General features: G+C 66.6%; 35 protein-coding genes. 14 read left to right on the top strand and 21 right to left on the bottom strand.

The annotated features are described in order from the left end of the window. Positions 1–100: 100 nt before the first annotated feature. The 4 genes from C2U31_RS26720 to C2U31_RS26710 form a co-directional block, all read right to left on the bottom strand. On the bottom strand, positions 101–613 hold the full coding sequence (locus C2U31_RS26720) for a DUF4189 domain-containing protein (protein ID WP_103275560.1): 513 nt from the start codon (positions 611–613) through the stop codon (positions 101–103). 132 nt (positions 614–745) lie between these two features. Beyond that, positions 746–967: a hypothetical protein gene (locus C2U31_RS30860; RefSeq protein ID WP_199770903.1), complete on the bottom strand. Its 222-nt coding sequence runs from the start codon at positions 965–967 to the stop codon at positions 746–748. Positions 968–1,015: 48 nt separating this feature from the next. Then, positions 1,016–1,285 carry a hypothetical protein gene (locus C2U31_RS30855; protein WP_199770902.1) on the bottom strand — a complete coding sequence of 90 codons (270 nt, stop codon included), beginning with the start codon at positions 1,283–1,285 and terminating at the stop codon, positions 1,016–1,018. After that, entirely contained in the window at positions 1,275–1,586 is a 312-nt protein-coding gene (locus C2U31_RS26710) for a cupin domain-containing protein (RefSeq protein WP_103275559.1), read from the bottom strand. Before C2U31_RS26710 ends, C2U31_RS30855 begins: the two co-directional genes overlap by 11 nt. Before the next feature lie 210 nt (positions 1,587–1,796). On the opposite strand from C2U31_RS26710, the gene C2U31_RS26705 reads away from it, so the two are divergent. Both C2U31_RS26705 and C2U31_RS26700 read left to right on the top strand, forming a co-directional pair. Then, positions 1,797–2,033 (top strand): hypothetical protein, encoded by a 237-nt coding sequence (locus C2U31_RS26705; protein WP_103275558.1) that lies wholly within the window; start codon positions 1,797–1,799, stop codon positions 2,031–2,033. 58 nt (positions 2,034–2,091) lie between these two features. After that, positions 2,092–2,688: a GrpB family protein gene (locus C2U31_RS26700; protein ID WP_233772513.1), complete on the top strand. Its 597-nt coding sequence runs from the start codon at positions 2,092–2,094 to the stop codon at positions 2,686–2,688. A gap of 296 nt (positions 2,689–2,984) precedes the next feature. On the opposite strand, the gene C2U31_RS30850 is transcribed toward C2U31_RS26700, so the two are convergent. Next, on the bottom strand, positions 2,985–3,152 hold the full coding sequence (locus C2U31_RS30850) for a hypothetical protein (protein WP_199770901.1): 168 nt from the start codon (positions 3,150–3,152) through the stop codon (positions 2,985–2,987). 313 nt (positions 3,153–3,465) lie between these two features. Between C2U31_RS30850 and C2U31_RS26695 the strand changes: the two genes are divergently transcribed. From C2U31_RS26695 to C2U31_RS26685, 3 genes are all read left to right on the top strand, one after another. After that, positions 3,466–3,660: a hypothetical protein gene (locus C2U31_RS26695; RefSeq protein WP_103275557.1), complete on the top strand. Its 195-nt coding sequence runs from the start codon at positions 3,466–3,468 to the stop codon at positions 3,658–3,660. A gap of 48 nt (positions 3,661–3,708) precedes the next feature. After that, complete coding sequence (locus tag C2U31_RS26690; RefSeq protein ID WP_103275556.1) at positions 3,709–4,197, top strand: GNAT family N-acetyltransferase; 489 nt, start codon at positions 3,709–3,711, stop codon at positions 4,195–4,197. Positions 4,198–4,330: 133 nt separating this feature from the next. Then, positions 4,331–4,960 carry an FMN-binding negative transcriptional regulator gene (locus C2U31_RS26685; protein ID WP_103275555.1) on the top strand — a complete coding sequence of 210 codons (630 nt, stop codon included), beginning with the start codon at positions 4,331–4,333 and terminating at the stop codon, positions 4,958–4,960. Between the two features lie 53 nt (positions 4,961–5,013). On the opposite strand, the gene C2U31_RS26680 is transcribed toward C2U31_RS26685, so the two are convergent. Beyond that, positions 5,014–6,276, bottom strand: coding sequence for an MFS transporter (locus C2U31_RS26680; protein ID WP_103275554.1), 1,263 nt, complete (start codon positions 6,274–6,276; stop codon positions 5,014–5,016). A gap of 76 nt (positions 6,277–6,352) precedes the next feature. Here C2U31_RS26680 and C2U31_RS26675 point away from each other — a divergent pair, with 76 nt between their 5' ends. The 3 genes from C2U31_RS26675 (at position 6,353) to C2U31_RS26665 (ending at position 8,367) form a co-directional block, all read left to right on the top strand. Further along, positions 6,353–7,096, top strand: coding sequence for a helix-turn-helix transcriptional regulator (locus C2U31_RS26675; protein ID WP_103275553.1), 744 nt, complete (start codon positions 6,353–6,355; stop codon positions 7,094–7,096). Between the two features lie 110 nt (positions 7,097–7,206). Beyond that, positions 7,207–7,863: an N-acetyltransferase gene (locus C2U31_RS26670; protein WP_103275552.1), complete on the top strand. Its 657-nt coding sequence runs from the start codon at positions 7,207–7,209 to the stop codon at positions 7,861–7,863. Between the two features lie 231 nt (positions 7,864–8,094). Then, on the top strand, positions 8,095–8,367 hold the full coding sequence (locus C2U31_RS26665; protein WP_103275551.1) for a hypothetical protein: 273 nt from the start codon (positions 8,095–8,097) through the stop codon (positions 8,365–8,367). 13 nt (positions 8,368–8,380) lie between these two features. On the opposite strand, the gene C2U31_RS26660 is transcribed toward C2U31_RS26665, so the two are convergent. The 3 genes from C2U31_RS26660 to C2U31_RS26650 form a co-directional block, all read right to left on the bottom strand. Next, on the bottom strand, positions 8,381–9,145 hold the full coding sequence (locus C2U31_RS26660; RefSeq protein WP_103275550.1) for a DUF1828 domain-containing protein: 765 nt from the start codon (positions 9,143–9,145) through the stop codon (positions 8,381–8,383). Beyond that, entirely contained in the window at positions 9,142–9,678 is a 537-nt protein-coding gene (locus tag C2U31_RS26655) for a hypothetical protein (RefSeq protein WP_103275549.1), read from the bottom strand. The genes C2U31_RS26660 and C2U31_RS26655 overlap by 4 nt, the downstream gene beginning before the upstream one ends. Positions 9,679–9,905: 227 nt before the next feature. Beyond that, a complete protein-coding gene (locus tag C2U31_RS26650; RefSeq protein ID WP_103275548.1) occupies positions 9,906–10,760 on the bottom strand; it encodes a neutral zinc metallopeptidase in 855 nt (284 codons plus the stop codon). Positions 10,761–10,844: 84 nt separating this feature from the next. Between C2U31_RS26650 and C2U31_RS26645 the strand changes: the two genes are divergently transcribed. The 4 genes from C2U31_RS26645 (at position 10,845) to bamC (ending at position 14,371) form a co-directional block, all read left to right on the top strand. Further along, the gene (locus C2U31_RS26645) at positions 10,845–11,471 is read left to right on the top strand and encodes an L-threonylcarbamoyladenylate synthase (protein WP_103275547.1); all 627 of its coding nucleotides are present in this window, start codon (positions 10,845–10,847) and stop codon (positions 11,469–11,471) included. 83 nt (positions 11,472–11,554) lie between these two features. Continuing rightward, positions 11,555–12,205 (top strand): site-2 protease family protein, encoded by a 651-nt coding sequence (locus C2U31_RS26640; protein WP_103275546.1) that lies wholly within the window; start codon positions 11,555–11,557, stop codon positions 12,203–12,205. Between the two features lie 88 nt (positions 12,206–12,293). Continuing rightward, a complete protein-coding gene (dapA, locus tag C2U31_RS26635; protein WP_369869709.1) occupies positions 12,294–13,229 on the top strand; it encodes a 4-hydroxy-tetrahydrodipicolinate synthase in 936 nt (311 codons plus the stop codon). 17 nt (positions 13,230–13,246) lie between these two features. Then, positions 13,247–14,371: an outer membrane protein assembly factor BamC gene (bamC, locus tag C2U31_RS26630; RefSeq protein WP_199770900.1), complete on the top strand. Its 1,125-nt coding sequence runs from the start codon at positions 13,247–13,249 to the stop codon at positions 14,369–14,371. 186 nt (positions 14,372–14,557) lie between these two features. Here bamC and C2U31_RS26625 read toward each other — a convergent pair whose 3' ends face one another. The 3 genes from C2U31_RS26625 to mutS form a co-directional block, all read right to left on the bottom strand. Continuing rightward, entirely contained in the window at positions 14,558–14,773 is a 216-nt protein-coding gene (locus C2U31_RS26625) for an endopeptidase (protein ID WP_103275544.1), read from the bottom strand. A 251-nt stretch (positions 14,774–15,024) separates the two neighbouring features. Next, entirely contained in the window at positions 15,025–16,218 is a 1,194-nt protein-coding gene (locus C2U31_RS26620; RefSeq protein WP_103275543.1) for a cupin domain-containing protein, read from the bottom strand. Continuing rightward, complete coding sequence (gene mutS, locus C2U31_RS26615; RefSeq protein ID WP_103276593.1) at positions 16,215–18,815, bottom strand: DNA mismatch repair protein MutS; 2,601 nt, start codon at positions 18,813–18,815, stop codon at positions 16,215–16,217. Before mutS ends, C2U31_RS26620 begins: the two co-directional genes overlap by 4 nt. A gap of 241 nt (positions 18,816–19,056) precedes the next feature. On the opposite strand from mutS, the gene C2U31_RS26610 reads away from it, so the two are divergent. Beyond that, the gene (locus tag C2U31_RS26610; RefSeq protein ID WP_063580970.1) at positions 19,057–20,346 is read left to right on the top strand and encodes an integrase family protein; all 1,290 of its coding nucleotides are present in this window, start codon (positions 19,057–19,059) and stop codon (positions 20,344–20,346) included. Here the strand turns inward: C2U31_RS26610 and C2U31_RS26605 are convergent. After that, positions 20,343–20,591 (bottom strand): AlpA family transcriptional regulator, encoded by a 249-nt coding sequence (locus C2U31_RS26605; RefSeq protein WP_082884045.1) that lies wholly within the window; start codon positions 20,589–20,591, stop codon positions 20,343–20,345. The genes C2U31_RS26610 and C2U31_RS26605 overlap by 4 nt on opposite strands. A 182-nt stretch (positions 20,592–20,773) precedes the next feature. Further along, on the bottom strand, positions 20,774–21,358 hold the full coding sequence (locus C2U31_RS26600; protein ID WP_103275542.1) for a hypothetical protein: 585 nt from the start codon (positions 21,356–21,358) through the stop codon (positions 20,774–20,776). A 50-nt stretch (positions 21,359–21,408) separates the two neighbouring features. On the opposite strand from C2U31_RS26600, the gene C2U31_RS30700 reads away from it, so the two are divergent. Further along, positions 21,409–21,675 (top strand): hypothetical protein, encoded by a 267-nt coding sequence (locus tag C2U31_RS30700; RefSeq protein WP_158658475.1) that lies wholly within the window; start codon positions 21,409–21,411, stop codon positions 21,673–21,675. 4 nt (positions 21,676–21,679) lie between these two features. Here the strand turns inward: C2U31_RS30700 and C2U31_RS26595 are convergent, their stop codons facing one another. The 7 genes from C2U31_RS26595 to C2U31_RS26570 are packed head-to-tail and all read right to left on the bottom strand — an operon-like array spanning position 21,680 to position 24,358. Next, positions 21,680–21,922 carry a hypothetical protein gene (locus tag C2U31_RS26595; protein ID WP_103275541.1) on the bottom strand — a complete coding sequence of 81 codons (243 nt, stop codon included), beginning with the start codon at positions 21,920–21,922 and terminating at the stop codon, positions 21,680–21,682. Between the two features lie 2 nt (positions 21,923–21,924). Further along, the gene (locus C2U31_RS31155) at positions 21,925–22,047 is read right to left on the bottom strand and encodes a hypothetical protein (RefSeq protein ID WP_255414605.1); all 123 of its coding nucleotides are present in this window, start codon (positions 22,045–22,047) and stop codon (positions 21,925–21,927) included. After that, positions 22,044–22,316, bottom strand: coding sequence for a hypothetical protein (locus C2U31_RS26590; RefSeq protein WP_158658474.1), 273 nt, complete (start codon positions 22,314–22,316; stop codon positions 22,044–22,046). The genes C2U31_RS31155 and C2U31_RS26590 overlap by 4 nt, the downstream gene beginning before the upstream one ends. Beyond that, positions 22,313–22,843, bottom strand: a complete 531-nt coding sequence (locus C2U31_RS26585) for a hypothetical protein (RefSeq protein WP_103275539.1) — start codon at positions 22,841–22,843, stop codon at positions 22,313–22,315. Before C2U31_RS26585 ends, C2U31_RS26590 begins: the two co-directional genes overlap by 4 nt. Next, positions 22,843–23,208 carry a hypothetical protein gene (locus C2U31_RS26580; protein ID WP_103275538.1) on the bottom strand — a complete coding sequence of 122 codons (366 nt, stop codon included), beginning with the start codon at positions 23,206–23,208 and terminating at the stop codon, positions 22,843–22,845. The genes C2U31_RS26585 and C2U31_RS26580 overlap by 1 nt, the downstream gene beginning before the upstream one ends. Continuing rightward, complete coding sequence (locus tag C2U31_RS26575) at positions 23,205–23,411, bottom strand: hypothetical protein (RefSeq protein ID WP_103275537.1); 207 nt, start codon at positions 23,409–23,411, stop codon at positions 23,205–23,207. The genes C2U31_RS26580 and C2U31_RS26575 overlap by 4 nt, the downstream gene beginning before the upstream one ends. Further along, the gene (locus tag C2U31_RS26570; protein WP_103275536.1) at positions 23,408–24,358 is read right to left on the bottom strand and encodes a hypothetical protein; all 951 of its coding nucleotides are present in this window, start codon (positions 24,356–24,358) and stop codon (positions 23,408–23,410) included. Before C2U31_RS26570 ends, C2U31_RS26575 begins: the two co-directional genes overlap by 4 nt. Between the last annotated feature and the right edge of the window lie 31 nt (positions 24,359–24,389).

Here is a 24,389-nt window from a genome sequence, read left to right as displayed (position 1 = left end):
TTAGATCACTCTAAGCGCCTTTTTTATTCCGCCGCCATAAGAAGAAAAATCGAGCGGGATCTTGAAAGATCGAAGCGTGAAGGATCGAAGCGCGTCCTGACTACTGGGCCCGCACCGGCAAGCTGCAATCGGAGAAAAAGACCTCGCACTTCTTGCCGGTCGTTTTCTCGCAGGCGTCGATGGCGAACTTGGACGCGATTTCCAGCGTCCGCCCACGGGCCGAGACGGCATGGCTGCTGCCCCAGGCGAGTGCGCCGCATTGATTGGAATAGGTGATGTCGACGCGGCAGTTCTTGCCGCCCTTGCGCTGGCACATGGCCGTGGCGGCCTGGATGGCGGCTTCCTCGGTGGGCTGGCTGCCGCCGATGCCGGTCATGCCGGAAGCGGCATCCATGACGATCGCACCCCAGCGTTCCTCCCAGCGGACCTGGGGGGCGGCCCCTGCGCCCGATCCTCTGTACAGACCGGGAACCGGTCGGCATTCAACGCCGTTCTGCGTGGGCGTGGGCTTGTAGCCATCTGCGCATCCCTGTTCCGCCGCGGCGGGATTGGCCAGGGCAAGCATGACGGCAACGACCGCGAGCGCGAATGTGAAGGTGCGAACGTCTTTCATGAAGATTCCGTGCAATGGCCCAACGGTATTGGGGGGTGCGGGTATTCTAATCACGGCGGACAGCTGCCGCGCAGCTTCACATCATTTCCTCAGCCGTCTTGCGATCCAGCCATTCTTGCGCTATCGCTTTTTCTATCTGGGAATGAGGTGAAAGGCGATAGCGGTCCTGAATTCTCCGTTCTCGGTAATCGACGAGCCAACCCGGTAATGCAGGGCGCGTTCGAGCAGGGCAGAGAAGGGCGCAACGTCTTTCGTGTACAGGTTTTCGACGATGTCGGCGTAGCCATGCTCGGCTCTCAGAAACGCACGCAAGCTGTGCGTGGGGTCGATATCGACGGACCGGTTCTTCACCATCGCTGAGTCATCAGCTTGCCTGTGTCGGAATGCTCCAGATATTTCGCTTTATCCGGGATGTCGCTCAAGCCAGCAAGATATCGGCCGATGTAATCGGATCGTTGAGGCGCGCCGGTGACATCGAACCAGGCGATCAGCTACTGAACTCAGGGTTTTCTCAAAGTCCTTCTGCTTCTTCGGAGGCAAGCAGCTGTCCGACGAAAAAGCGGCATCGAAATCCTGCTTTTGCGCCAATATGTACGCTTGCGCCTCATTTTTCATGAGGTCGATGCGCTTGTTCAGTTGTTGTGGGTCCACCATGGCGTCGTCAGCATTCATCCTCGACCGGATCCACGATCATCAGCACCCCATGGCTGCCCTCCAACACCGCATGGGGCACGCCCGCCTGCGCCACGTACATGTCGCCCGCCTTCACCTCGATTGTCTCGCCCGCGACCGACAGGCGCAGCATGCCGCTGACGACGATCAGCGCCTCGTTGTAGTCATGCGTTTCGTCCGGATAGGGCTGCCGGTCCATTTTCAGGATCTTGATGTTGCAGTCACCGGAGCGGGCGAGGATGGCCGATTTCCATGCGTGGGGAAGGCGGTCGGCGGCATCGGCCAGGTTGAACAGGGCCATGGCGGGTGGGTAGCGGGAATTGAGGGGAGACTACGCTAGCACAAGCATGCCGTGGCGTCATGGAGGGGGCCTCGATGGCAAGAAACCCCGAGCGGGGCCAGGCGCATTGGGGTGGACGCCGTTCACTTTTTGGTGAGAATTGCTGAACATCGTCCCGCTTCGATTTCCTAGCATGTCCTCTCAATGAAAGAAAAATGAAAGGAGTGGAGCATGGCAACCTGCAATGATTGCTCGGCGATCGAACCCGACAAGCGCGGCGCGGCGGGCCATCCACACCTGGTCAGCCTGGGCGAAGTGCGCAGCATGGAGGCGGCTCGCAAGGGCGCGCGCCAGGAGCTGTTCGTCTGCGCGCGTTGCGATACGGAGTGGGAGTACACCCACGACAAGCGTGACGAAACCGCGGGCTGGCGCCGCGTGCAGCCCGCGCGGGAGCACACCAGGGGCTGATGCGCGCCTGACGGGCGGCTGGGCTCGGGTATGCTGGCGTGCTTCCCAGGAGTTCGCGATGCCCATGCCCACCCCCGAAGCCATCATGCGCCACTATGATTCCGACCCGGACGAGAACCCCTGGGTCCGCGGCAAGCCCGCGCCGGAATCCATCGTCATCGTGGCCTATGACCCGGAATGGCCGGCGCGCTATGACGGGCTGGCGGCCGACCTGCGCCGCGCGCTGGGCCCGGTTGCCCTGGACATCCAGCATATAGGCTCCACCGCGGTGCCCGGTCTGCCGGCCAAGCCGGTCATCGATATCGACGTGGCCGTGGCCGACCCCACGCGCGAGGACCTGTACGTGCCGGCCCTGGAGGCGCTGGGCTACGAGCTGCGCGTGCGCGAGCCGTCCTGGCATCAGCACCGCTGCCTGCAATTGGCCTTGCCGCGCGTGAACCTGCACGTGTTCGGCCCTGACTGCCCCGAGGCAATCCGTCATCGCATGTTCCGCGACTGGCTGCGCGGCAGCGCCGAGGATCGGCAGCGGTATGCACAGGCCAAGCAGGGCGCGGCCAGCGATACGCAGGACATGACGCAGTACAACCAGCGCAAGCAGGACGTGGTGCGCGACATCTACGACCGCGTGTTCCGCGCGGCCGGTTTCATCGCCTGAACGCCAGGCCATCCAGATAGGAGCTTTGCATGAGCACGCAATCCGCCGCCGCGGCGCCTGGACGCCGCTCGCGCCCGAGATCTATACGCCGCGCCGGATCAGCCGCGTCGTTTTCCCTTGTTGTCGGCGACGGGGCAAGCGCGCAGGCGCGCGCCAACCGACGCGCGCCTGCGCGTCGGAAGAAGGAAGATGGGGCCTTGTACGTGGAGCTTGCCGGACGGCGGGGCGCCGTGGCGGATGGGATCCAGGACTGCGGATGCCGCGGCCGGCGCGGCTGGCGTGGTGACGTGCGCGGACTATGAGCGTGCGGTGCCTGCGCGCTGGGCGCTTTCCTTCAGACGCGCCTTGGGCGCGGGTTTCCGGGTGTCTGGCGCAACATCGAACTCTTGCTTGTTGCGTTCGCCGCGAGGGGTGTTTTCCGGGTGAGGCTTGGGAAAAGCCCAGGGCTTGGTTTTCTGATCCATTGCATGAACTCCTTGCATAGGCGGAACAGTAGCATTTGCCGGGGCCGCGAGTCAGTACGGGTTGACGTCAATATGCGTCACAACGTGATGTGACCGTTGGAATCGCGTGGTTCGACATGCGTTTGCGCCCCGGGTTCCGTGACCGGATGCCGGGGCGGGCGGCATGTTCCGGGTTAACCCTCTCGGGAATCGGAGCGGTCGAAAGCAGGTTGTGGCAGGCATGCCGCAAGCGGGGCGAGCTAGTGCGAATTACCTAGATGCAAACGCGTTGCGCAGGAATACGATGGGGCTGTGCACATAGGGGAGACGTTCTATGGACACCGCCAAGGAATGGTATGCAGCGGTCAAGGAATGGCAGCGCGCGCGCGACGAACTCACCGCCGCGATCGCCGCGATCAAATGGCCCAACCCCACGATGGGTTGCCTGGAAAGCTATGACCGCGCCTATGCGCATGAAACGGCGGCCCGCGAACGCATGAACCAGGCTTACGAGCGCGTGCGGCGCTAGCGCGCTGGCCCGGCGCGCGGACGCGGCGGTATTGCTACACTGCCGCGCATGAAAAATTCCAGCAGCGCTTTGCACATCAGGCCGGCGCGGCGCGAAGACGCGCCCGCGCTCGTGGACCTGTTGATGCGCACCTACGAAACCACCTGGATGCCGCAGATGTCGGCGCAGACCGATGCGCGCTTTCGCGCCAGCGGCAAGACGGCCGCGTATGTCGCCGAACGCGGGCTCCTGTTCCATGTCTGCGAACTGGACGGAACGGTCGCCGGCATGGTCGATTGGGAAGGCAATTTCATCTGGGCCTTGCACGTGCAGCCCGACATGCAGCGACGCGGCGTGGGCGCCGCGCTGCTGGCGCTGGCCGAGGCCGCCATGCGCCAGGCCGGCGTGCGCGAGGCGCGCCTGGAAACGGACGACTTCAATGTGCGCAGCCGCGCCTTCTACGCCCGCAATGGCTATCAGGAAATCGATACCTATCCCGACGAGGAGTGGGACAGCGGTTTCACGACGGTGTTGTTGAGCAAGCGGCTGGCGGGCTGAGACCTGCGCCGGGCGGCCTGGCGCATGTCTGCGGCCGGGTTCTGGCTCCATAAATCCAGGGTTTTCTGGCTCTTTGAGTGGAGCCACGGCGGCGCTATCGTCGGGTTTTCCACGTACCGATTCGACCGCCGCCATGTATCTGCCTTCCGCCTTCCGCGAGGATGCCCTCGACGTCCAGCATGATTTCATCCGCGCCCATCCGCTGGGCGTGGTCATGACGGCCGGGCCGGGCGGATTGATGGCCAACCATATTCCCTGTCTGCTGTATCCCGAAGGCGAGCGCGGCGTGCTGCGCCTGCATATGGCCAGGGCGAATCCGCAATTGGCCGAGCTGGCCTCGGGCGCCGAATGCCTGGTGGCTTTTCATGGTCCGCAGGCCTATGTCACGCCGTCCTGGTACGCCACCAAGGCAGAGACGCACAAGGTCGTGCCGACCTGGAATTTCGTTGCCGTGCATGCGTGGGGCAAGCCGGTGATCCAGGACGATCCGGCATGGTTGCGCGCGCAGCTCGAGGCCCTGACCGAGAGCCAGGAGAAGGCCCGCGTCCTGCCCTGGCGCGTGGCGGACGCGCCGGCCGATTTCATCGCCGCGCAGATGCGCGCCATCGTGGGCGTCGAGATTCCCATCGCGCGTATCGAAGGCAAGTGGAAAGCCAGCCAGAACCGCACCCCTGCCGATCGGCAGGGCGTGGCGCAAGGCCTGGCGGAAGAGGGCGACGCGGTCATGGCGGGACTGGTGGCGCGGCGCGGCGGACTGGGCTGAGACTTCACATCCGCGCGTGGCGTCGGCTGGGCTCCGGCCATTTCGCGCGACTGTCACGCGGTCGGTTGCGCGGCGTTGCGCGCGACGCCGCGCGCGCCCCGGCCCCAGGCCAGGCTGCCTATCGCGGCCGCCTGCAGCAGCGCGGCGGCGGCCGCGAAGCGCAACGGCTGCTGCCCGGCCTGCTCTAGCTGCGCGCGCAGCAGGCCGAACAGCACCGGGGCGAAGGCATAGGCGGCTTGCGAGAGCGCGGTGATCAAGGGCACGACGCGCAGCGCATCCTCGCGTGAAAACTCGGTCTGGGCGATGAGCGGCGGCAGCGAGGTGGCGTTGCCGATGCCGGAGCCGAACAGCAGCACGCCCAGCCACGCTGCCCAGAGCTGGCCCGGCGCCAGCGCCAGCACCAGCGAGCCGCAAAGCTGCACGCCATAGGCCATGCAGGCCACCACGCGCCGGTCGGCGCCGGCCGGCATCAGCCAGCCCACCAGCGTGCGGCCCGCGATGGCGGCGGCGGTGGCCAGCCCCATCGCGATGCCGGCGGTCTGCGCGCCCAGCAAGGGCGCCAGCGCGGACAGAAGATGGGCGATCAGGCCGATCTGCGCCACCAGCCCCAGCGCCATGCCGGCGGCCAGGCTCAGAAAGGCGCGGTCGCGCCGCAGGCTGGGCACGCGTTCGGGCACGCCGGGGGGCGCGCTTGCGGACGCCGCGGCGGTTTCGCCATCGGGATGCTGGCCCAGGCGCTGCGGGGTCGCGGTGAATACCCAGCGCGACAGGGCCGCGATCAGCGTCACCATGATCAGTCCGATCCCTAGCGCGGCCAGGGGAAAGCCGGCCTGGGCGATCAGGAAGACCCACAAGGGCGAGAACAGCACGCCGCCCAGGCTGGCGCCGTTGTACGCCATGCTCAGCGCGGCCGGACGCCGGCGCGCGAACCATGGCGCGATCAGCGCGTTGACAGCCGCCGGACCCAGCGCCACCCAGCCGCAGCCGCTGACCAGCGCCGCGCCGTACAGCTGCCAAGGCGCTTGCGCCAGCGACCAGCCGCATACGCCCAGCGCCAGCAGCACCGCGCCGGTCGCGGTGGTCGCGGGAACGCCGACGCGCCGATAGATGCGGGGCAGGTTGGCCACCACCGCCGCGCCGGTGAGAAAGTGCAGCGTTACCGCGCCGGACACCAGCGCGAGGCTCCAGCCGCTGCGTTGCGCGACCGCGTGCAGAAACACCGGGGGGCCATAAAAACCCACGCCCCAGCCGAAAATGGCCAGCGCGAAGGCGGCGTAAACAACGGTCCAGCCAAAGAACTTCGGGGGGCTGCGCATGGCGTTGCGGGTGTCTTGTTTCGATGAGCCGCAGTATGCTTGGGGCTGCGCACTACACTTCGATCAAGGCCGAAATATGGATTCCGACTTCGCCGACAGCCAGCTTTCTTCCGTCGCCGGCGCCATCGCCGATCCGGCGCGCGCGCGCATGCTGTGCCTGCTTCTGGACGGTCGCGCGCGCACCGCCACCGAGCTGGCCGCGGCCGCCGAGATCGGCGCGTCCACGGCCAGCAGCCATTTCCAGCGCCTGCGCGACCAGGGGCTGGTCGAACAGGCGGCGCAGGGCAAGCATCGCTATTACCGGCTGGCCAATGGCGAAGTGGCGCGCGCGCTGGAGGCCCTGCTGGTGGTGGCCGGCGCCGAGCGCACGCCGTTCAAGCCCAGCACGCCATCGGCGCTGCGCGAGGCGCGCACCTGCTACGACCACATGGCCGGCACCCTGGCGGTGCGCATGCACGACGCGATGCTGACGCGCCAGTGGCTGGCGGCCGACGGCAAGGACTACGCGCTGACCCCGCTGGGCGAAGCCTCGCTCGCGCAGATCGGCGTGGACGCGGCTGAGGCGCGCCGCCGCCGTCGCCGCTTCGCCTGCCCCTGCCTGGACTGGAGCGAGCGCCGTCCGCACCTGGGCGGCGCGCTGGGCGCGGCCTTGCTGGACGCGCTGACCGAACGCGGCTGGGTCAGCCGCGACCTGGATTCACGCGCGGTGCGCCTCACGCGCAAGGGCGAGCGCCAGTTTCCGGCGTTCTTCGGCGATGCCGGCGCGCAGGCCGTCGCCGGCAAGGATTGGGACATCGCGTCCCGTCCGGCCGCGGCTTAGCGCGCTGTCCAGACTTCGACATTCGGGCCGCGGATGCGGCCCTTTTCACATGGACGCGGACTGGCCGCGCCCATGATCTTTCCTTTCTCAACCTGCTACAGGAGTTTGCCGTGCCTACGCTGGCGCTGCCCGCAATCCGTCTGGCCTTGGGCCTGGTGACGGAACTGCGCATCGACGTGAATCACACGCCGGACGAAGTGGGGTCCGAACTGGACGCCATCCGCAATCGCATGAGCCGTTCTTCGGACCGGCTGTATGGGCTGCCGGAGGTCCGCACCGACATCCCTGGCCTGGTGCTGCGCCACCGCGAGGCGGATGGCGAGTACTACGTCTACGTGGTGGATCTGCGGCGCGACCGGGTGGCGGGCTACACGGTGTTCAACCGGTTGATCGAAGTCGGACGGCGCGCCGATCCCTATCTGCGCGCGCCGCATTCGAAGTACGCCGCGCCCTACCAGCGCATGGGGCTGGCGACGGCCGTGTACCGCTGGGGGCTGGACGCGGGACTGTGCATCATGAGCGGAGCGCGCCAGTCGGAAGGGGCGCATCGGCTGTGGCTGGGGCTGGCGCGCGACTACGAGCTGGGCTATGTGGACCTGCGGCGCAAGCGACTGAGCTACCTGGGCCGCGCGGTGGACGCGGCCGTGCTGGGCGATCTGCACACGCGCATGGTCCTGCTGGGCCGGGGCTGGACCCTGGAGCGGCACATGCAGGCGACGGGCATGACTTGGTCCGAAGGTGCGCGCACGCAACAGGAGCTAGGGTAATCCCGTAATCGATGCCTGCGCGGTCGTCGCGGCGAACCTTGCCATTGACCCGCAGGCCGCGTCAGGCCTATCGATACGCCAATCGACCGGACGCCGTGTAGCGGTCGATGAAAACGGGGACGAGCCATGTTCGATGCAACAGTGTTTCTGTCTTCTGCCGTCGTTACAAAACATATCCGAACTGTCATGAACAGGCGCGGTATGCTGGACCGCAGATAGAGGGCATCCGAAGTGCATCAGAACAACTTGATCTACAAGGGATACCGCCTGACGGCCAGAGTATCCCGGGGCGCGGGCGCCGAGGTCCAGGCGCTGTCCAGCGGCCCCATCTTCATCGCATCGATCACCGTGGTCCAGGCGGGCGCCGTGCAGGATGGCGGCGACGAATATCCGGTACCGCGCTTCGCCGACGGCGGCTATGTCTACAGCCCGCGCGAGGCGGTGCACGCCGCGATACTGCATGGCCGCGAAATCGTCGACGGCCTGACCAGCGTTCCTTCCTGACGGCGCGCCGCGCTCAGTCCGCGAAGACCTCGCGCCAGTCGCGCGTCTTGGCTAGCGTCTGCACGGTGGCGGACTGTTCCAGGATCGCCACCGCCTTCTTGAACTCCTCGGCCGAGGCGCCGTCCTCCAGGATGACCATGCGCGAATTGCGCGCATCGGCCATCTTCACATCCGACATCTTGCCGTGGGTCTGGTAGACCTGGGTCCAGTCCATCTTCTTGCCGGCCTTGAGCGCGATCGGCTCGATATAGGTCAGCGCGGTGCTGCCCGCGGCCCGCACGGCGTAGGCGAAATCCGCGGTGTGGCCGCTGCTGCCCTTGGCGCGGGCGCCCTTGACCATGCGGTTCGCGCCCACGGCCTCGGCCAGCGCGCGGCCGACCTGCGCGCGAAAGCGCAGCTGGCTGAACCTGGGCATCCACTTGGCGCACTGGAACGACAGCGCCATGGCCAGCTTCACCGCGTCCCACAGCGCTTCCTGCAACTGTTCGTTGGGACCGGAGGCGACGATGGCGCCGGACTTGTCGAAATGCGCCAGGCTCACGCCGGGCGTCTCGTTCAGGATATCGATGCGCTTGGCCGCCACGTCGATGCCGTAGCTGGCCGCGTGCATGGCGGTTTCACAGGCGTCGGTCAGGTAGAACGAGGCGTCGTCGGGGCGCGCGATGAAGAAGGCGGCGTGCTGTCCGTCCAGGCCCAGCGTCATGGGCGATACGGCGCGAATGGCATGTTCGCCCGCGGGCAGGACGGTCCAGCCCGAGGCTTCCAGGAAAGTGCTCATAGGATCAATTCGATTTGGCGGCCTTTGAGCGGATGCGCGAAGCCGCCGGTCAGCGTGAGATTCGCGCGCGGCAGGAAATGCTGCATCAGCGCGGCGATGGTCTGCAGCGGCGGCGTCACCGGCTCGGCATAGCCTTCGCCCGCGTCCACCCACAGATGCTCGTGGCTGCGGTCGGCCAGCGGCTTGCGGAACAGCGGCCGGCCTTCGCCCACCAGGCTGGTATGGAAAGAGTCGTCGGTATCCACGCCGTACACGCGGTGCGGGCCCACGAACAGGCTGGCGCAGAAAGTCTCGGCCAGGAAGATCGTGGCCTGGCCATGCACATCGGTGCGCGCCGCGCGGTAGGTCACGCGGAAGATCACGTCCTCGCGCACTTCGCCCTTGACCTTGCAGGGGCTGGAGAACTCCATCCATTGCACATTGTTGGCCGCCGGCTTCGGCACCCAGGCAACCGGCTTTACGGTTTCCTTGGGTTCGGCAAGGATCTCTTGCACCTCATCAACGGTGATTAAGGGTTCGGACTTGTTGGCCATGAAACGGATATCGGGTCTGGGTCGCGCTGTCGAGGAGGCGTTGTCGTTGACGCCTTGCCGTCGATGCGTTGTCGTCGCTGCTTTGTCGTAGATACACCGCGCCGCTCGCGGGCAGCGGCGGGAGACTCACGCGTGCAACATTGCGAGGGGGCGTAATCTTACAAGAAGCGGCGCGATCACGTACTCACGCTGTGTATCCATACAGCGTGAGCGCGGCGTCCGCCGGCCTACAGCTGGCCGGCCGAGAAGGTATCGCACTGCTTGAGGCTGCCGCCTTCCAGGCCGCGCTTGAACCAGCGCACGCGCTGTTCCGAGGAGCCGTGGGTGAACGTGTCGGGGACGACATAGCCCTGGCTCTGCTTCTGCAGCCGGTCGTCGCCGATGGCGGTGGCGGCGGCCAGCGCTTCTTCCACGTCGCCGCTTTCCAGGATGTGGCGGGCGGCGTTGGCGCGTTGCGCCCACAGGCCGGCGAAGCAGTCGGCCTGCAGTTCCATGCGCACCGACAGCGCGTTGGCCTGCGACGGGTTGCGGCGGCGCAGGTTGTCGACCTGGTCCGAGATGCCCAGCAGGTGCTGCACGTGATGGCCGACCTCGTGCGCGATCACGTAGGCCTGGGCGAAATCGCCCGGCGCCTTGAAGCGGTTCTTCAGCTCGTCGAAGAAGGCCAGGTCGATGTACACCTTGCTGTCGCCAGGACAGTAGAACGGCCCCATGGCGGACTGGCCGGTGCCGCAGGCGGTGGGGGTGGCGCCGCGGAACAGCACCAGCTTGGGCGGCGCGTAGCGGCGGTTCAGGTCGTTCTGGAAGATCGCGGCCCAGGTGTCCTCGGTCTCGCCGAGCACCTTGGCCACGAAACGGGCCTGCGGATCGTCCGCCGGCGGGCGCTGCGCCGGCGCCTGCTGTTGCTGCGCGGTCGGGCCTTCGGCCATCTGCAGCACGACGTTGGGATCCACGCCGAAATACATGGCCACCAGCGCCAGCACGATGGTGCCGATGCCGATGGTGCCGCGGCCGCCGATGCGCGGGCCGCTCGCGCGGCGGTCTTCCACATTGTCGCTTTCGCGCGAATCGTCCAAACGCATTTTCTTCTCCGGGCGGGCCACAGGCCCGCCATATTGCATTACCGCGCTTGCCTGCGCGGCCTTCAGGAGTGTTAGGATAAACCCATGGCTCTGTTTCTATCCATTCATCCCGAGAATCCCCAACCGCGCCTGCTCAAGCAGGCGGCCCAATGGCTGGGCGAAGGGGGCCTGGTGGCGGTGCCCACCGATTCCAGCTACGCGGTGGTGGCGCGGCTCGACGACAAGAACGCCGCCGACCGCCTGCGCCGGCTGCGCGGCCTCGACGATCGCCATCACCTGACCGTGCTGTGCCGCGACCTGGCCGAGATCGGCCATTTCGCCCGGGTCGACAACCGCCAGTACCGGCTGCTCAAGGCCGCCACGCCCGGCCCCTGGACTTTCATCCTGGAAGCCACGAAGGAAGTGCCGCGGCGTGTTTCGCATCCCTCGCGCAAGACCATCGGCATTCGTGTGCCGGACCACGTCGTCATGCTTGGCCTGCTGGAGCAGACGGACGGGCCGCTGCTGTCGACCACGCTGATTCCCAAGGACGAGTCCGACGCGCTCAACGACGCCGAGGACATCCGCGCGCGCTACGACCATGAACTCGCGGCCATTCTCGACGCGGGCGCCTGCCCGCAATCGCCCACCACTGTCATTGACCTGACCAGCGACGAACCCGTCGTCGTGCGCGTCGGGCGCGGCGATCCCGCCAGCCTGGGCCTGGCCTGAGCGCCGGGCTCGCGGGCTGATCCAAAAAGAATCTCCGCTGCCTTGCGGCGCGCCGGCTTCGGCACTTTACAATCCGGTTCGCCATGAACGACATCATCCAAACCATCGCGGTCTACGCGCTGCCGGTCATCTTCGCGATCACGCTGCACGAGGCGGCCCACGGCTATGTGGCGCGCCTGTTCGGCGATCCCACGGCTTACCAGGCCGGTCGCATCAGCCTGAACCCCGCGCGCCACATCGACCCGGTGGGCACGCTGCTGGTGCCGGTGGCGATCCTCTTGGCGTCCAAGCTGCTGGGCAGCCCGGGCATGCTTTTCGGCTGGGCCAAGCCCGTGCCGGTCGATTTCGGGCGCCTGCGCCGGCCCAAGCAGGACATGCTGTGGGTGGCGCTGGCCGGACCGGCGGCCAACATGCTGATGGCCGTGCTGTGGGCCCTGGCGCTGCGGCTGTTCCTGGAATCGGGCATGCAGGAGAGCTTCTGGTTCGAGATGGGCGTGGCCGGCGTCAACGTCAATCTGGTATTGATGGCGCTGAACCTGCTGCCGCTGCCGCCGCTGGACGGGGGACGGATCGTTTTCAGCCTGCTCCCCAACCGGCTGGCCTGGCAATATTCGAAAATCGAGCCCTACGGGCTGATGATCGTGGTGGTGCTGCTGGCCACCGGCGTGCTGTGGACCTTGATGCGTCCCATAATCGGGCTGGGTACCTCGATCGTCCAGTGGTTTCTGCTATAGGATTCCCGCCAAATTCCGTTAAACTCGTCGGTTTAATCGATTGTGGCCCCGGGGCAATCCCGCCATGGGGCTATGGAGCCTCTCATCTATGGCATCCCCTGCAACCGCCGCAGGCGTTGGTTCCCAGGGCAGTTCGTCCCAGGGCAATTCGTTCCAAGGCAGCATGGTGGCCCTGGTCACCCCCATGCGGGCCGACGGCAGTCTTGATTACGCCGCCTACCGGTCGCTGATCGACTGGCACGTCCAGGAAGGCACGGACGCGCTCGTGGTGGTCGGCACCACCGGGGAGTCTCCCACCGTCTCGATGGAAGAGCACGCCGAGCTGATCCGCGTCGCCGTCGAACACGCCGCCGGCCGCATCCCGGTCATCGCCGGCGTGGGCGCCAACTCCACCGACGAAGCCATCCACCTGACCCGCCACGCCAAGGCCGTGGGCGCGCAGGCCGGCCTGTCGGTCGTGCCGTACTACAACAAGCCCTCGCAGGAAGGCCTGTACCGCCACTTCCGCGCCATCGCCGAAGCGGTGGATCTGCCGACCATTCTCTACAACGTGCCGGGCCGCACCGTTGCCGACATGAGCAACGAGACGGTCCTGCGCCTGGCGCAGGTGCCCGGCATCATCGGCATCAAGGACGCCACCGGCGACATCGCGCGCGGCGGCCTGCTGTTGCGCGAGGCGCCGGCCAGCTTCCAGGTCTTCAGCGGCGACGATCCCACCGCGGCCGCACTGATCCTGCTGGGCGCGCGCGGCAATATTTCCGTGACCGCCAACGTGGCGCCGCGCCTGATGCGCGAGCTATGCGCGGCCGCCCTGGCTGGCGACGTGCCCCAGGTGCGTGAACTTAACGCCCGCCTGGCGCGTCTGAACAAGGCCTTGTTCGTCGAGGCCAATCCCATTCCCGTCAAGTGGGCGCTGGCCCAGATGGGCCGCAGCGAGCTGGGCTACCGGCTGCCGCTGGTCGAGCTCGGTGCGCAGCACCATGAGACGGTGCGCCGCGCCCTCCAGGAAGTGGGCCTGCTCTAAATATCGTGAGGATAAGTATGAACAAGCGTCATGCCGGCCTGTCGGCATTGATGTCTCTGGTACTGTTGGCCGGCTGCAGCGAGGTCAATCAGTTCCTGGGCAAAGAAGAATCCGTCAACTACAAGAGCGCGGTCAGCCAGCGCGGCGAGCCTCTGAGCATTCCGCCCGACCTGACCCAGGCCGCCAGCGATCCGCGCTATCGCGCGCCGGTGTCCGGCTCGACCACTTATTCGCAGTTCCAGCAACAAGGGCAGACCCAGGCCACCGCGCCCAAGTCCACCAATGTGCTGCCCGACCGCCAGGACATGCGCGTCGAGCGCGACGGCGACCTGCGCTGGCTGGTCATCAACCGTCCGCCCGAAGACATCTTCCCGCGCGTCGTGGACTTCTGGACCGAGAGCGGCTTCACGATCCAGAGCAACAACCCCAAGGCCGGCCTGATCGAGACCGACTGGGCCGAGAACCGCGCCAAGATCCCGGAAAGCTGGCTGCGCCAGGCGCTGGGCAGCGTGCTGGAACAGGCCTGGGATAGCGGCGAGCGCGAGAAATTCCGCACCCGTGTCGAGCGCGTCAACGGCCACACCGAGATCTACGTCAGCCATCGCCAGATGCTGGAGAAGCGCGTCGGCTCCGACGGCTCGCAGGTCCAGTGGCAGAACGGCAAGGAAGATCCGGGCCTGAACGCCGCCATGCTGGCCCGCATGCTGGTGTTCCTGGGCACCGATGTCGACAATGCCCGCAAGCTGGTGCAGCAGGCCGAGGCCGCGCCGCAGAAGCCTGCCGTGCAGCAGGACGTCCGCGCCCAGGGCGCGCAGCTGGTCGTCGACGAGTCCTTCGACCGCGCATGGCGTCGCGTTGGCGTGGCGCTGGACAGCGGCGGCTTCGCCGTGGAAGACCGCGACCGCTCCGCCGGCGACTACTTCGTGCGCTACGTCGACACCGACACCGGCGAGAAGAACGAACAGCCGGGCTTCTTCAGCCGCATGTTCTCGGGCGACAAGAAGGCGCAGGCGCCGCAGTACCGCATCCATGTGGCCGGTTCGGGCAACCAGACCAACGTCACGGTCCTGGACGCGAACGGCCAGCGCGACAGCAGCGCCACCGCCCAGCGCCTGCTGAGCGTGCTGAAGGACAAGATGTAAACCTGGCATCGCGGCGGGCATTGCGCCCGCCGTCAGGCATCAGGTCCAGGCCCCGGTTTTTCCGGGGCCTTTTCTTTTTCGGGCGGGCCACGTGCCTGACCGTGTTTTCCGCGCGGACAGCAAATAGCCCCGGCCATGCCGGGGCTATTCTTCAACCACAGAGCGGGGGTTCTGCGCTGCGGCGGATTAAGACGCCGGAGTGGTCGAGCCGCTGGGCGTGGTGGAGCCGCCGCCGGGCGCGGTGTTGGGTGCCGGCGAACTGGCGGGCGGCGTGCCCGAGGGCGCGGGCGCGCTGGTGGCCGGAGCCGGGTTGGAAGCGGGCGGCGCCGTCTCGTCCTTCTTGTTGCACGCGCTCAGCGCGACGGCCAGCACCGAGGCAACGATCAAGGTTTTGCTCATCATTTTTGGACTCCTGTAGATGATGACTCTTGAAACCCACTCAGGGGAAACCAGGAGTCAGGCTACAGGAACTCGCTGCGCGCGCCGGTTTTCAAATTAAAGCGGTGGCATCCCAAAGGCAACAAACCTTTCCGCGCGGTGTGATGTCTTTCCTTATGTGTCCCCGTGCACAGACCTCATTGCGTTCTGTGCGCGATGGATACGCGCAGGTGTCCGGATCCTACAGCGTGCCGCGGGATCCGGCCCGGCGAACACTAGGCCGCTACGTAGCGGATCCAGCCGGAATCCAGCCAGTCGGCCAGGCAGGACCGGGCCTCGTCCGACAGCCTGGTGCAGAGCGGATCGGCGCAGTCCAGGCGGCGGGTGTCGGCCAGTTTGCGCAGCGCGGCGTCGGTCGGAACCATCGCGGTCTCGCCGTTGATGAAGAGCTGCTTGCCGCGATAGAGCATGCGGCTGCGGCGGTCCAGCAGCAGGCTGCCGGATGCGGGCCAGTCTTCTTCCAGGTCCACATCCATGTCCTCGGGCGCATCGAACACGCTGAGGTTGCTGGGCTCGGTCAGCCAGCAGCCCAGGAAGCGCGAGGCCAGAGCCTCGTCGAAGCGCAGTTTGTCCACGGTTTCCAGCGTGGCGGCGATCAGGCCGTCGGGCAGTTCCGCCGGTGTGGCGACAGCCGGCTGCGCCGGATCGCGGTAGACGGCCGACAGCTTCGGGCCGGGCAGCGCCGGTTCGCCGTAAGGACCGCCCAGCAGGCCGACGCGCGCCATGACCTGGTCGGCGGCCGCTTCCAGCAGCCCGCGCGCCAGCGTGGCCTGCGTGGGCGCGCGAAAACCGATCGAGATGGTCATGCAGCCGTCGCCCACCGCGATGCCGTCGTGCGCGGCCTGCGGCGGCAGGTAGAGCATGTCGCCGGGCGACAGCACGGCGCTGGCCTCGGGCTCGAAGCGGCTCAGGATCTTCAGCGGCAGGCCGGGCTCCAGCGACAGATCCTTCTGGCGGCCGTAGCGCCATTCGCGCTGGCCGGCGGCCTGCAGCAGGAACACGTCATAGCTGTCGAAGTGCGGACCGACGCCGCCGCCGTGGCTGGCGATGCTGATCATCACGTCGTCCAGGCGCGCATCGGGGATGAAGCGGAACTGCTGCATCAGTTCGGCCGCGGCGTCGCTGTGCAGGTCCACGCTCTGCACCAGCAGCGTCCAGTCGCCCTCGTTGTCCTTGGGCAGGCGGGCGAAGGGGCCGTTCTCCATCTGCCATTCGCCGTTCTCGCGCCAGATCAGGCGCGATTCCACGTCGTCGCGGCGCGCCAGCTTCTTGATCGCGGCGATGGCGACGGGCGGCTTGAAGCCGGGAATCGCCTGGCGGATCAGCAGGGGCTTCTTCTGCCAGTAGCGGCGCATGAAGTCGTTGGGGCTCTGGTTGCCCAGCAGCGGCAGGGGATGATCGAGGTTCATTGCAGATGCTTCTTGAGACGGTAGAGGGCGTCCAGCGCTTCGCGCGGGGTCAGGCTGTCGGGATCGATGGCGGCGAGTTCGTCGCGCAGCGCATCCAGCGCCTCGAAGGCGCCGGAGCGTTCGGCGGCGGCCTCGGCCTGCGCGTCGGCGTCGGCCGCGGCGGCGAACAGGCCGAGCTGCGGCGTGGGCGCGCCCTGGGATTCCAGGCGTTCCAGCTCGCGGGTGGCCTGCCGGATCACGGCGGCCGGCACGCCGGCGCGCTGCGCGACCTGGATGCCGTAGCTGCGGCTGGCCGGGCCTTCGCGGACTTCGTGCAGGAATACGATGCCGCCGGCGGATTCCGCCGCCGCCAGGTGCACGTTGGCCGCCGAAGGCTGTTCGGACGGCAGGCGGGTCAGTTCGAAGTAGTGCGTGGCGAACAGCGTCAGCGCGCGGTTGTGCGCCAGCAGGCGGCAGGCGATGGCCCAGGCCAGCGCCAGGCCGTCGTAGGTCGAGGTGCCGCGGCCGATCTCGTCCATCAGCACCAGGCTGTTGGGCGTGCTGGCCGAGAGAATGGCGGCGGCTTCGGTCATTTCCATCATGAAGGTGGAGCGGCCGCCCGCCAGATCGTCGGCCGCGCCGATGCGGGTGAAGATGCGGTCGATCTTGCCGACGCGCGCGCTGGCCGCCGGCACGAAGCTGCCGGTGCGCGCCAGCAGCGCGATCAGCGCGACCTGCCGCATATAGGTCGATTTACCGCCCATGTTGGGGCCGGTGATGAGCAGCATGCGGCGCGCCGGGTCCAACCGACAGCCGTTGGGTGTGAAGCGTTCGATGGCGTTCTCGACCACCGGATGGCGGCCCGCGTCGATATCGATGTCGGCCTGCTCGGACAGCTCGGGCGCCACCCAGTCGTGGCGGCGCGCGTGCTCGGCCAGCGCGGCCAGCGTGTCCAGTTCGGCCAGCGCCGCGGCGCAGTCGGACAGCGGGCGTACGTGTTCGGCCAGCACGTCCAGCAGCTGCTCGAACAGCCATTTCTCGCGCGCCAGCGAGCGGTCCTGCGCCGACAGCACCTTGTCTTCCCAGGTCTTGAGCTCGGGCGTGATGTAGCGCTCGGCGTTCTTCAGCGTCTGGCGGCGGCGGTAGTCCTCGGGCACCTTGGCGGTCTGGCCCTTGGTCACTTCGATATAGAAGCCGTGGACGCGGTTGAATTCCACGCGCAGGTTGCTGATGCCGGTGCGCTCGCGCTCGCGGGCTTCCAGCTGCAGCAGGAAGTCGCCGCCGTCGGCGGCCAGGCCGCGCAGCTCGTCCAGTTCGGCATCGAAGCCCGCCGCCAGCACGCCGCCGTCGCGGATGGCCACGGCCGGCTCGGGCGCGATGGCGCGGGTCAGCAGGCCGGCCAGGTCGGGGTCGACGGACAGTTGGGCCAGCAGCTCGCCCAGGCGCGGCGAGGACGACATAGGGGCGACCAGCTCGCGCAACGCGGGCAGCGCGTGCAGCGCGTCGCGCAGGCTGGCCAGCTCGCGCGGGCGCACCGAGCGCAGCGCCAACCGCGCGGCGATGCGTTCGATGTCAGGAAAGGCGTTGAGCGTGGCGCGCAGTGTTTCCAGCAGGCCGGCGGCGCCGAAGGTCTGTTCCACGTCCATGCGGCCGGCCAGCAGCGCCGAGATGGCGTGCTGGCGCGCCAGCGCCGGCGCGTTCTCGCGCAGCGGGTGATGCAGCCAGCGCCGCAGCAGCCGGCTGCCCATGGGCGTGCGGCAGCCGTCCAGCAGCGAGAACAGCGTGGGCGCGTCCTCGCCCGACAGGGTCTGGGTCAGTTCCAGGTTGCGGCGCGTGACCGGGTCCAGCAGCACGTATTGGCCGGGGCGCTCGGCCGACAGGCTCTGCACGTGCGCCAGCGCCTGTGACTGGGTACGCGCGGCGTAGCGCAGCAGCGCGCCGGCGGCGCAGACACCGGCCGGCATGTCCTCGACATCGAAGCCGGCCAGCGTGTCGGTCTTGAAATGCGCCAGCAGGTGGGCGCGCGCGCTGTCGCCCTCGAAGTGCCAGTCGGGCACGCGGGCGCGGGCGCCGTCGAACGAGAAGGGCAGCTCGGCGCTCTCGGCGCAGATGATCTCGGCCGGCGCGACGCGGTGCAGCTCGGATTCCAGTTGGGCCGGCGCGCATTCGGTGACGCGGAAGTCGCCGCTGGCCAGGTTCAGCCAGGCCAGGCCGGCGCGTGGCGCGCGCGCGTTGCCGCCGATGAAGACCGAGGCCAGCGCGCGGTCGGCCTTGGCCGGCAGCAGCGCGTCGTCGGTCAGTGTGCCGGGCGTGACGATGCGCACGATGCGGCGCTCGACCGGTCCCTTGGACGTGGCCGGGTCGCCGATCTGTTCGCAGATGGCGATCGACTCGCCCAGCGCCACCAGCCGCGCCAGGTACTGTTCCATGGCGTGCACCGGGATGCCGGCCATGGGTATCGGCGTGCCGTTGGACGAGCCGCGCTTGGTCAGCGTCAGGTTCAGCAGCCGGGCGCCGCGCTCTGCGTCTTCGTAGAACATCTCATAGAAGTCGCCCATGCGGTAGAACAGCAGCAGCGGTCCGGCCTCATTCTTGAGGCGCAGGTACTGTTGCATCATGGGGGTGTGGCCTGAAAGCTGATCGTCCATTTCGGCCTGTGATTTGGGCTTCTTGCCTTGTGCTACTTGCATTTCCAAGGGGAAAGTTGGGTGAATCGTGTTGCTTATATGGCCCAGCAACGCCCATCAAAACCCGCCAACACTTGCCGGTTTGGCGTAGGTTTTGGAGGGGTCGAATTGAGAAGTTACGCCGGTTGGGATAGGATTCTCGCAAAAGTTACGCCAGAGAATCCACCGCCCTATGCAATTCGACGCCCGCGCCGCCAAGCTGCTTGAACCAGGCCGACACCTTACCATTGATGGCTACCCGGGGCTGCGCCTGGAGGCCTCCGCGACCACAAGAACCTGGATCTACCGATACAAGAGTCCGGTGAACGGAAAGATGCGCCAGAAGAAGCTGGGGCGGTGGCCAGCCATGTCAATTGCCGGGGCTGTTGTCGAGTGGGAAAAGCTACGCCAGCAACGCGAGGCAGGCGTCGACGTGGCGGTAGAAGCCAAGCAGCAGCGCCAGGCCGCTAAGGCGGCCGCTGTGGCGGCCCAGGAGAAGGCCAAGGGGGCGTTGACAGTGAAGGGTGCCTGCGACCTGTACCACGCCGGGCATATAAAGCAGCATCGGAGCATGAAGGGGCAGGTTGAAATCGAGCGGACGTTCCGAACCATGTTGGGCCCGCTTGCCGACAAGCCCGCCGAGGCCGTCACGCGCGCCGACGCGTTCGCCCTGATTGAATCGTTCGCCCACACCCCGGTGCAGGCTCAGATCCTGCGCCGCGAACTGGGGGCGGCCTGGGACTATTGCCACGACGCGGGCAAGCTGCCCGAAACCGTGCCGAACTGGTGGAGGGCGATCCTTCGGGGAAAGCTGAAATCGAAAGGGAAGGCGATCAACGGCAAGAAGAGTGGCGTCAAGAAGCGCGTGTTGTCGCCGGCAGAGGCAGGGGAGTTGATCCCCTGGTTGCCTAACTTTTCGCGCGACGTGGAGGATTTCTTGACGCTATATCTCTGGACTTGCGCCAGAGGGGCCGAGATCGGAGCGATGGAGGCCGAGGAAATCTCGGAAGAAGCTGATGGTCTGTGGTGGACCGTGCCAAAAGAGAAAACGAAGAATGCGAAGCGCGCAGAGGCCACGGATTTCCGCGTCCCGCTGGTTGGCCGCGCCGAGCAGATAGTCAGGCGTCGGAAAGCGGCTTACGGGAGCGGCTACCTGTTTCCGTCCTACGGAAAATCCGGCCACTGGGAGCAAAAGTCGGTCCAGACGCGGGTTTACTACCACCAGCCCTATAGCGAAACGTCGTCGCACAGGAAGCGCGTCCGCTTGACGGTAACCCACTGGTCGCCCCACGACTTGCGGCGCACGTCGCGCACGTTCCTGGCTTCGCTGGGGTGCCCGCGTGAGGTGGGCGAGGTGATATTGGGGCACATGCTGCCCGGCGTGGAAGGGGTTTATAACCGGCACGCCTACGACAAGGAAAGGCGTGATTGGCTCGGCCGGCTGTCGACGTATCTGGAAGAGTTGGCTGCCGGTCGCGCCTAACTGGCTTCGACGGTCTTGGCCTTGCGGGCTCCGGTGTTCTTCGGGGGCAGCAGTTCGGAGCGAGGGCGGCTGAGCGCCCAGTCCATGATTTCTGAGTAAAGGTAGCCGACACGCCGGCCGGACAACTCGCGAGGGGCGGGGAATTCGCCCTTGGTGACCATGCTTTGAATGGTCGATTCTGCGAGGGTGGTGATGGACGCCGCCGTGGGCAGGTCGACGTACACAGGCTCAATTCGAAGCTCCATGTTTTGTTTCTCCAACGGAGAACGGCGGCCGCTTTGCAGCGGGCGCCGTTCGTGTGGTCAGTTGATTTGGACGAGGGCTTAGCGGTAGCCGCGGGGGCGCCTGACTCGGTGCGGAGACAGCACCAGGCCGGCGACGGCGCCGACAGCGAGCGCCGCCGCCAGGGCGAGTAGGTAAAGGGCGGTCATGCTCGTCCCTTGTTGGTCTGGGGGGGTGCCGGGCACGGATGGCGCAGGGAGCCGTCACCGCTGGGGCAGGTACAGCGGGCGGCTTTGTCCGCCCGGAGCTGCTTGAGGGCGCGGATTGCGGCGTCGATCATGCCCGGCGTGCGGTGTGCAGGGTCGGGCTTGTCGGCGTCCGGCATGCGGATGTAGCCAAACTCGATGCCGTTGCGGATAAAGCGCCGGGCGGCCTCCAAGGCTTCCAGCGCCGCATTGTGCACGTCGTCGGCGCTGGCCTGGCGGGCTGCGTTCCGGAATAGCGGCTCCGGCTCTTCGCCGAGTGCGCAGTAGCTGCGTGCCTCGACCACATCGAAGAACAACATGCGGGGTGAGCCTTCCTCGTCCAGCGTTAGGTAGGCCGCCGGCTGCGCCTCCCCGGTTACGGGGGCGCGCAGATTGGACAGTACGGCGGCTTCGATGGCGATGGCCATTTCCCGGTCGTGGTTGATCGGCTCGCGGATGTACTGGCATAGGATGCGCTCACGCTCATCGAACGACAGCACGGTTTGAGATTTGGCCGCCTGGGCGGCGGCGTACTGGTTTGTCATACTGACACTCCGGGGAGGATGGGGTAGGATTTGGCGCACAGGAGGGCGCCATGCCTATCGCAACCAAAGAGTTTGAATACTGCGGAATGTGGGTTCGAATCGAGGTCCGACATCCCACTACGAATGATGGCCAGGGACTCTATCTGGCCGATGTGGAGTTCACGGGGCAGCCGCCGGGAACGCCTAAGCGTCTTTGGGCTCGCTTTGATCGTGGTCTCCAAGCCGCGTCGGTCGATCCGGATAGAGCGATTCGGGACGCCGCCGGCGAGATATGCAATTACATCGATAAATTGAATAAATCGGCGCGAAAGGTCTGACGGCTCACCTTGCGCCTTCGTCGGGTTTGGCGGCGAGCGCGTGGGCGACGTGGCGCGCATAAGTGCTGACGGCGCGCCAGTACGCGGCCATGGGTGCTTTGCGGCGGCGCCAAGCCGTTTCGGCCTCCGCGTTCGCCTGGTCGCGCAAGGCACGCATGACCGCTTCGATACGTTCGCGGTCGGCCTTGGGCAGTTGCTGGAGAGCTTGACCGGCGGGAAGTCGCAGCAGCGGGTTGATGTAGCCCATGCTCACCTCCCCGCAACCTGGCACCGCAGTTCGTCCCGCCGGTCCAGATAGGCGAGAACGAAGGTGACTGCGGTGCTGTAGCCGCACCCCGCGGCAAAGCCTATGGCGAGTTCGATCCAGTTCATGACGCATCTGCCTCGCGCTGGGTGGCGCGCCATTCACGAACGAGATGAATCAAGTACCGTTCATTGTTGAGGCAGTTCTTGGATGAGGCCCCCGGGCGCCCTTCAAGAATGTCGAGCGCTTCCGGAACGGCCAGCCCGCCGCGATCAGCGAGACGGTTCAGGGATTGGCCGTGGTTGCGCTTGGCCTGTGCTTCGTGGGGCTCGATCATGGCGAAGGGAATTTCGCTCAAGAGGGTGGCGCCCATGATGGGCATCGTTGCGCGGCTCATGCTGCACCGCCTTTGCCCTGCTGGGCTGCATGGCGGACCCAGACGCATACCGGCCCCCAGTCTTCGGTGTCATGGACGGACAGGACAAACCAGCCTTCGCCCTCGGGGCGGGGCGGTTCCCAGGCGCTGATATTGGAATCGCCGGCATCGCCCCAGTACGCGACAACGGCCGGGTGATCCTCGGCTTCGCTTTCCAGGTAGGCGATATCCGTTTCGAGTTGCTGAGCGTCGAGCCATTCGAAGGCCTCGGCGTGCTGACCTTCTTCGAACGCAGGGTGCGCCGGGTGGGTCCAATAGCCGTCGCTGTCGCGCTCCACGGGGGCGGCCTGAAGGCGGGCGGTACGGGGCGTAGCTTTGGGCGCATAGCCCTTCCAGGAGTGCCAGGCGAGGCCGCAGGCGCAGATCAGGGCGCCCAAGCCAAGGGCTGCTTTGATCGGCTCTAGCTGGATCGCGGCGGTGATGCTGAAGGCTGCCCAGACAAGGATCGCTATGGGGAACATCCAGTGGGTGACGAGGAATCTGCGCATTACTTTCTCCCTGCCTGGGCGGCAATGGCGGCGAACGCGTCAGATGCCTTTTCTGCCCATCCGCTGCCGTGCTCGAGATAGATGTTCAGCAAAAAATAGATAACGGCGGCTTGCTCGTGTTCGGCTCGGTGCTCAATCTCCTGCCCGCCGAGGCGGAGCATCTGCGCCAGTTGGCCGCAAGCGAAGTTCGGTCGCCCAAGGATGAGCCTCAGGTTTTCATCGAGTGGCGGCAGCGCCTTTCCTTGCTCCACCGCGGATACTTGGGTTGCAGGGGCGTCAGGGTGGGGCACATTCAGGGCTGCGCCCATGAGGCTGCTGAGCGCTTCATCGGGGGCGGTGGGGGTCTCGGGGGCGGGGGTGTTCATGATTCGCTCCTTTGCAGGGCCGCTTCCACCGCAGCGTTGATTTCGCTGGCGTCCTGCTGCACTTCGTAGGTCCTGCCGTCGAAGGTGCGGACGTAAGCGCGGATGCCGTGCCATGCGCTGCTGGGGCCGGCCTGCTGAATGCTGGCTATGGCGTCGGCGGCGAGGTAGATGGCCACGCCTCTGGAGTCGGTGAGCTTGATCATTCGATGATTTCCTCTTCGGGGATCGAGGCCTGGCCGGCAGCTGCAGCGGCCTCGGCGGCGCGGCGTTGCTTTTCGGCCTGCTTGGCTCGGATGGTTTCGACGGCGCTATGTGCCTGGAACAGATCGACCAGGGCGGCGGCGGGGATGGTGATGGTTTCGTCAGCAACGCGGCCTTCCTTGATATCCAGGAGGGTTGCGCGCTGGTTGGCGTCCAGGCGTTGGATGAAGGCGTCCACGCCGCTGATGAGCGGGGAGACGACCTTGCGGGGCAGGGCGCGGCCGTGGATGGCGCTGGGGGTGACCTTGGACTTGCCGGCGGCCTTGGCCTGGTCGACCTTACCGGCCAGGAACTCGCCTGCCTTGGCGCCCAGCTTGCGTACCGCTTCGATTGCTACCTCGGCGGATACCGTGCAGGCGCGGACCAGTTCTTGCACATCGCGCTCGGCGTCGGCCAGGACGAGATAGTTTTCAACGTGGGTACGGCTGCAATGGACGATGGCGGCGATTTCGGCGCTGTCCAGGCCAGCGCCGCGGAAGCGCTTGAAGCCGCGAGCGGCCTCCAGAGGGCGCAGCGGGGCATTCTTGTTGCTGGTGAAGATCCGCGCCTGCCGGTCGATTTCGTTTCCTTGGAAGGCGATGATCGCCACCCATTCGATGGGGAAGCCGCGGCTAATGGCGCGGCCGATGGCGTCATAACGTCGGTGGCCGTCGACCAATTCCACGCCGGAGCCATCTGCGAGCGGAGCAACCTCCAGCGGAGGGATCTGCCCGCCGCCCATGATGTGGACGGTCAATTCTTCTACGCCCGCCTCATATTCCTCATCCAGATCCCGGAGGTTGAAACCGGGTTTCACGCGGATATCGCGGTAGCGGGCTTTCATTGCATCGGCGCGTTTGATCGTGCCGTCCTTAATCATCGACTTGAACGATGCCGGGGGGTTGGTCATTATTTCTAGCCTAAGATTGGTCTACCATATG

The organism is Achromobacter sp. AONIH1, from assembly GCF_002902905.1.
Lineage (GTDB): Bacteria > Pseudomonadota > Gammaproteobacteria > Burkholderiales > Burkholderiaceae_B > Achromobacter.
The sequence above is the reverse complement of the archived record's forward strand: the minus strand, read 5'-3'. Positions and strand labels throughout refer to the sequence as shown.

Bases quoted from the DNA above. Each gene is read 5' to 3' on its own strand.
- C2U31_RS26720 (WP_103275560.1), bottom strand. From the start codon at position 613: ATGAAAGACGTTCGCACCTTCACATTCGCGCTCGCGGTCGTTGCCGTC.
- C2U31_RS30860 (WP_199770903.1), bottom strand. From the start codon at position 967: ATGGTGAAGAACCGGTCCGTCGATATCGACCCCACGCACAGCTTGCGT.
- C2U31_RS30855 (WP_199770902.1), bottom strand. From the start codon at position 1,285: ATGAATGCTGACGACGCCATGGTGGACCCACAACAACTGAACAAGCGC.
- C2U31_RS26710 (WP_103275559.1), bottom strand. From the start codon at position 1,586: ATGGCCCTGTTCAACCTGGCCGATGCCGCCGACCGCCTTCCCCACGCA.
- C2U31_RS26705 (WP_103275558.1), top strand. From the start codon at position 1,797: ATGGCAACCTGCAATGATTGCTCGGCGATCGAACCCGACAAGCGCGGC.
- C2U31_RS26700 (WP_233772513.1), top strand. From the start codon at position 2,092: ATGCCCATGCCCACCCCCGAAGCCATCATGCGCCACTATGATTCCGAC.
- C2U31_RS30850 (WP_199770901.1), bottom strand. From the start codon at position 3,152: ATGGATCAGAAAACCAAGCCCTGGGCTTTTCCCAAGCCTCACCCGGAA.
- C2U31_RS26695 (WP_103275557.1), top strand. From the start codon at position 3,466: ATGGACACCGCCAAGGAATGGTATGCAGCGGTCAAGGAATGGCAGCGC.
- C2U31_RS26690 (WP_103275556.1), top strand. From the start codon at position 3,709: ATGAAAAATTCCAGCAGCGCTTTGCACATCAGGCCGGCGCGGCGCGAA.
- C2U31_RS26685 (WP_103275555.1), top strand. From the start codon at position 4,331: ATGTATCTGCCTTCCGCCTTCCGCGAGGATGCCCTCGACGTCCAGCAT.
- C2U31_RS26680 (WP_103275554.1), bottom strand. From the start codon at position 6,276: ATGCGCAGCCCCCCGAAGTTCTTTGGCTGGACCGTTGTTTACGCCGCC.
- C2U31_RS26675 (WP_103275553.1), top strand. From the start codon at position 6,353: ATGGATTCCGACTTCGCCGACAGCCAGCTTTCTTCCGTCGCCGGCGCC.
- C2U31_RS26660 (WP_103275550.1), bottom strand. From the start codon at position 9,145: ATGAGCACTTTCCTGGAAGCCTCGGGCTGGACCGTCCTGCCCGCGGGC.
- C2U31_RS26655 (WP_103275549.1), bottom strand. From the start codon at position 9,678: ATGGCCAACAAGTCCGAACCCTTAATCACCGTTGATGAGGTGCAAGAG.
- C2U31_RS26650 (WP_103275548.1), bottom strand. From the start codon at position 10,760: ATGCGTTTGGACGATTCGCGCGAAAGCGACAATGTGGAAGACCGCCGC.
- C2U31_RS26645 (WP_103275547.1), top strand. From the start codon at position 10,845: ATGGCTCTGTTTCTATCCATTCATCCCGAGAATCCCCAACCGCGCCTG.
- C2U31_RS26640 (WP_103275546.1), top strand. From the start codon at position 11,555: ATGAACGACATCATCCAAACCATCGCGGTCTACGCGCTGCCGGTCATC.
- dapA (WP_369869709.1), top strand. From the start codon at position 12,294: ATGGCATCCCCTGCAACCGCCGCAGGCGTTGGTTCCCAGGGCAGTTCG.
- bamC (WP_199770900.1), top strand. From the start codon at position 13,247: ATGAACAAGCGTCATGCCGGCCTGTCGGCATTGATGTCTCTGGTACTG.
- C2U31_RS26625 (WP_103275544.1), bottom strand. From the start codon at position 14,773: ATGATGAGCAAAACCTTGATCGTTGCCTCGGTGCTGGCCGTCGCGCTG.
- C2U31_RS26620 (WP_103275543.1), bottom strand. From the start codon at position 16,218: ATGAACCTCGATCATCCCCTGCCGCTGCTGGGCAACCAGAGCCCCAAC.
- mutS (WP_103276593.1), bottom strand. From the start codon at position 18,815: ATGATGCAACAGTACCTGCGCCTCAAGAATGAGGCCGGACCGCTGCTG.
- C2U31_RS26610 (WP_063580970.1), top strand. From the start codon at position 19,057: ATGCAATTCGACGCCCGCGCCGCCAAGCTGCTTGAACCAGGCCGACAC.
- C2U31_RS26605 (WP_082884045.1), bottom strand. From the start codon at position 20,591: ATGGAGCTTCGAATTGAGCCTGTGTACGTCGACCTGCCCACGGCGGCG.
- C2U31_RS26600 (WP_103275542.1), bottom strand. From the start codon at position 21,358: ATGACAAACCAGTACGCCGCCGCCCAGGCGGCCAAATCTCAAACCGTG.
- C2U31_RS30700 (WP_158658475.1), top strand. From the start codon at position 21,409: ATGCCTATCGCAACCAAAGAGTTTGAATACTGCGGAATGTGGGTTCGA.
- C2U31_RS26595 (WP_103275541.1), bottom strand. From the start codon at position 21,922: ATGGGCTACATCAACCCGCTGCTGCGACTTCCCGCCGGTCAAGCTCTC.
- C2U31_RS31155 (WP_255414605.1), bottom strand. From the start codon at position 22,047: ATGAACTGGATCGAACTCGCCATAGGCTTTGCCGCGGGGTGCGGCTAC.
- C2U31_RS26590 (WP_158658474.1), bottom strand. From the start codon at position 22,316: ATGAGCCGCGCAACGATGCCCATCATGGGCGCCACCCTCTTGAGCGAA.
- C2U31_RS26585 (WP_103275539.1), bottom strand. From the start codon at position 22,843: ATGCGCAGATTCCTCGTCACCCACTGGATGTTCCCCATAGCGATCCTT.
- C2U31_RS26580 (WP_103275538.1), bottom strand. From the start codon at position 23,208: ATGAACACCCCCGCCCCCGAGACCCCCACCGCCCCCGATGAAGCGCTC.
- C2U31_RS26575 (WP_103275537.1), bottom strand. From the start codon at position 23,411: ATGATCAAGCTCACCGACTCCAGAGGCGTGGCCATCTACCTCGCCGCC.
- C2U31_RS26570 (WP_103275536.1), bottom strand. From the start codon at position 24,358: ATGACCAACCCCCCGGCATCGTTCAAGTCGATGATTAAGGACGGCACG.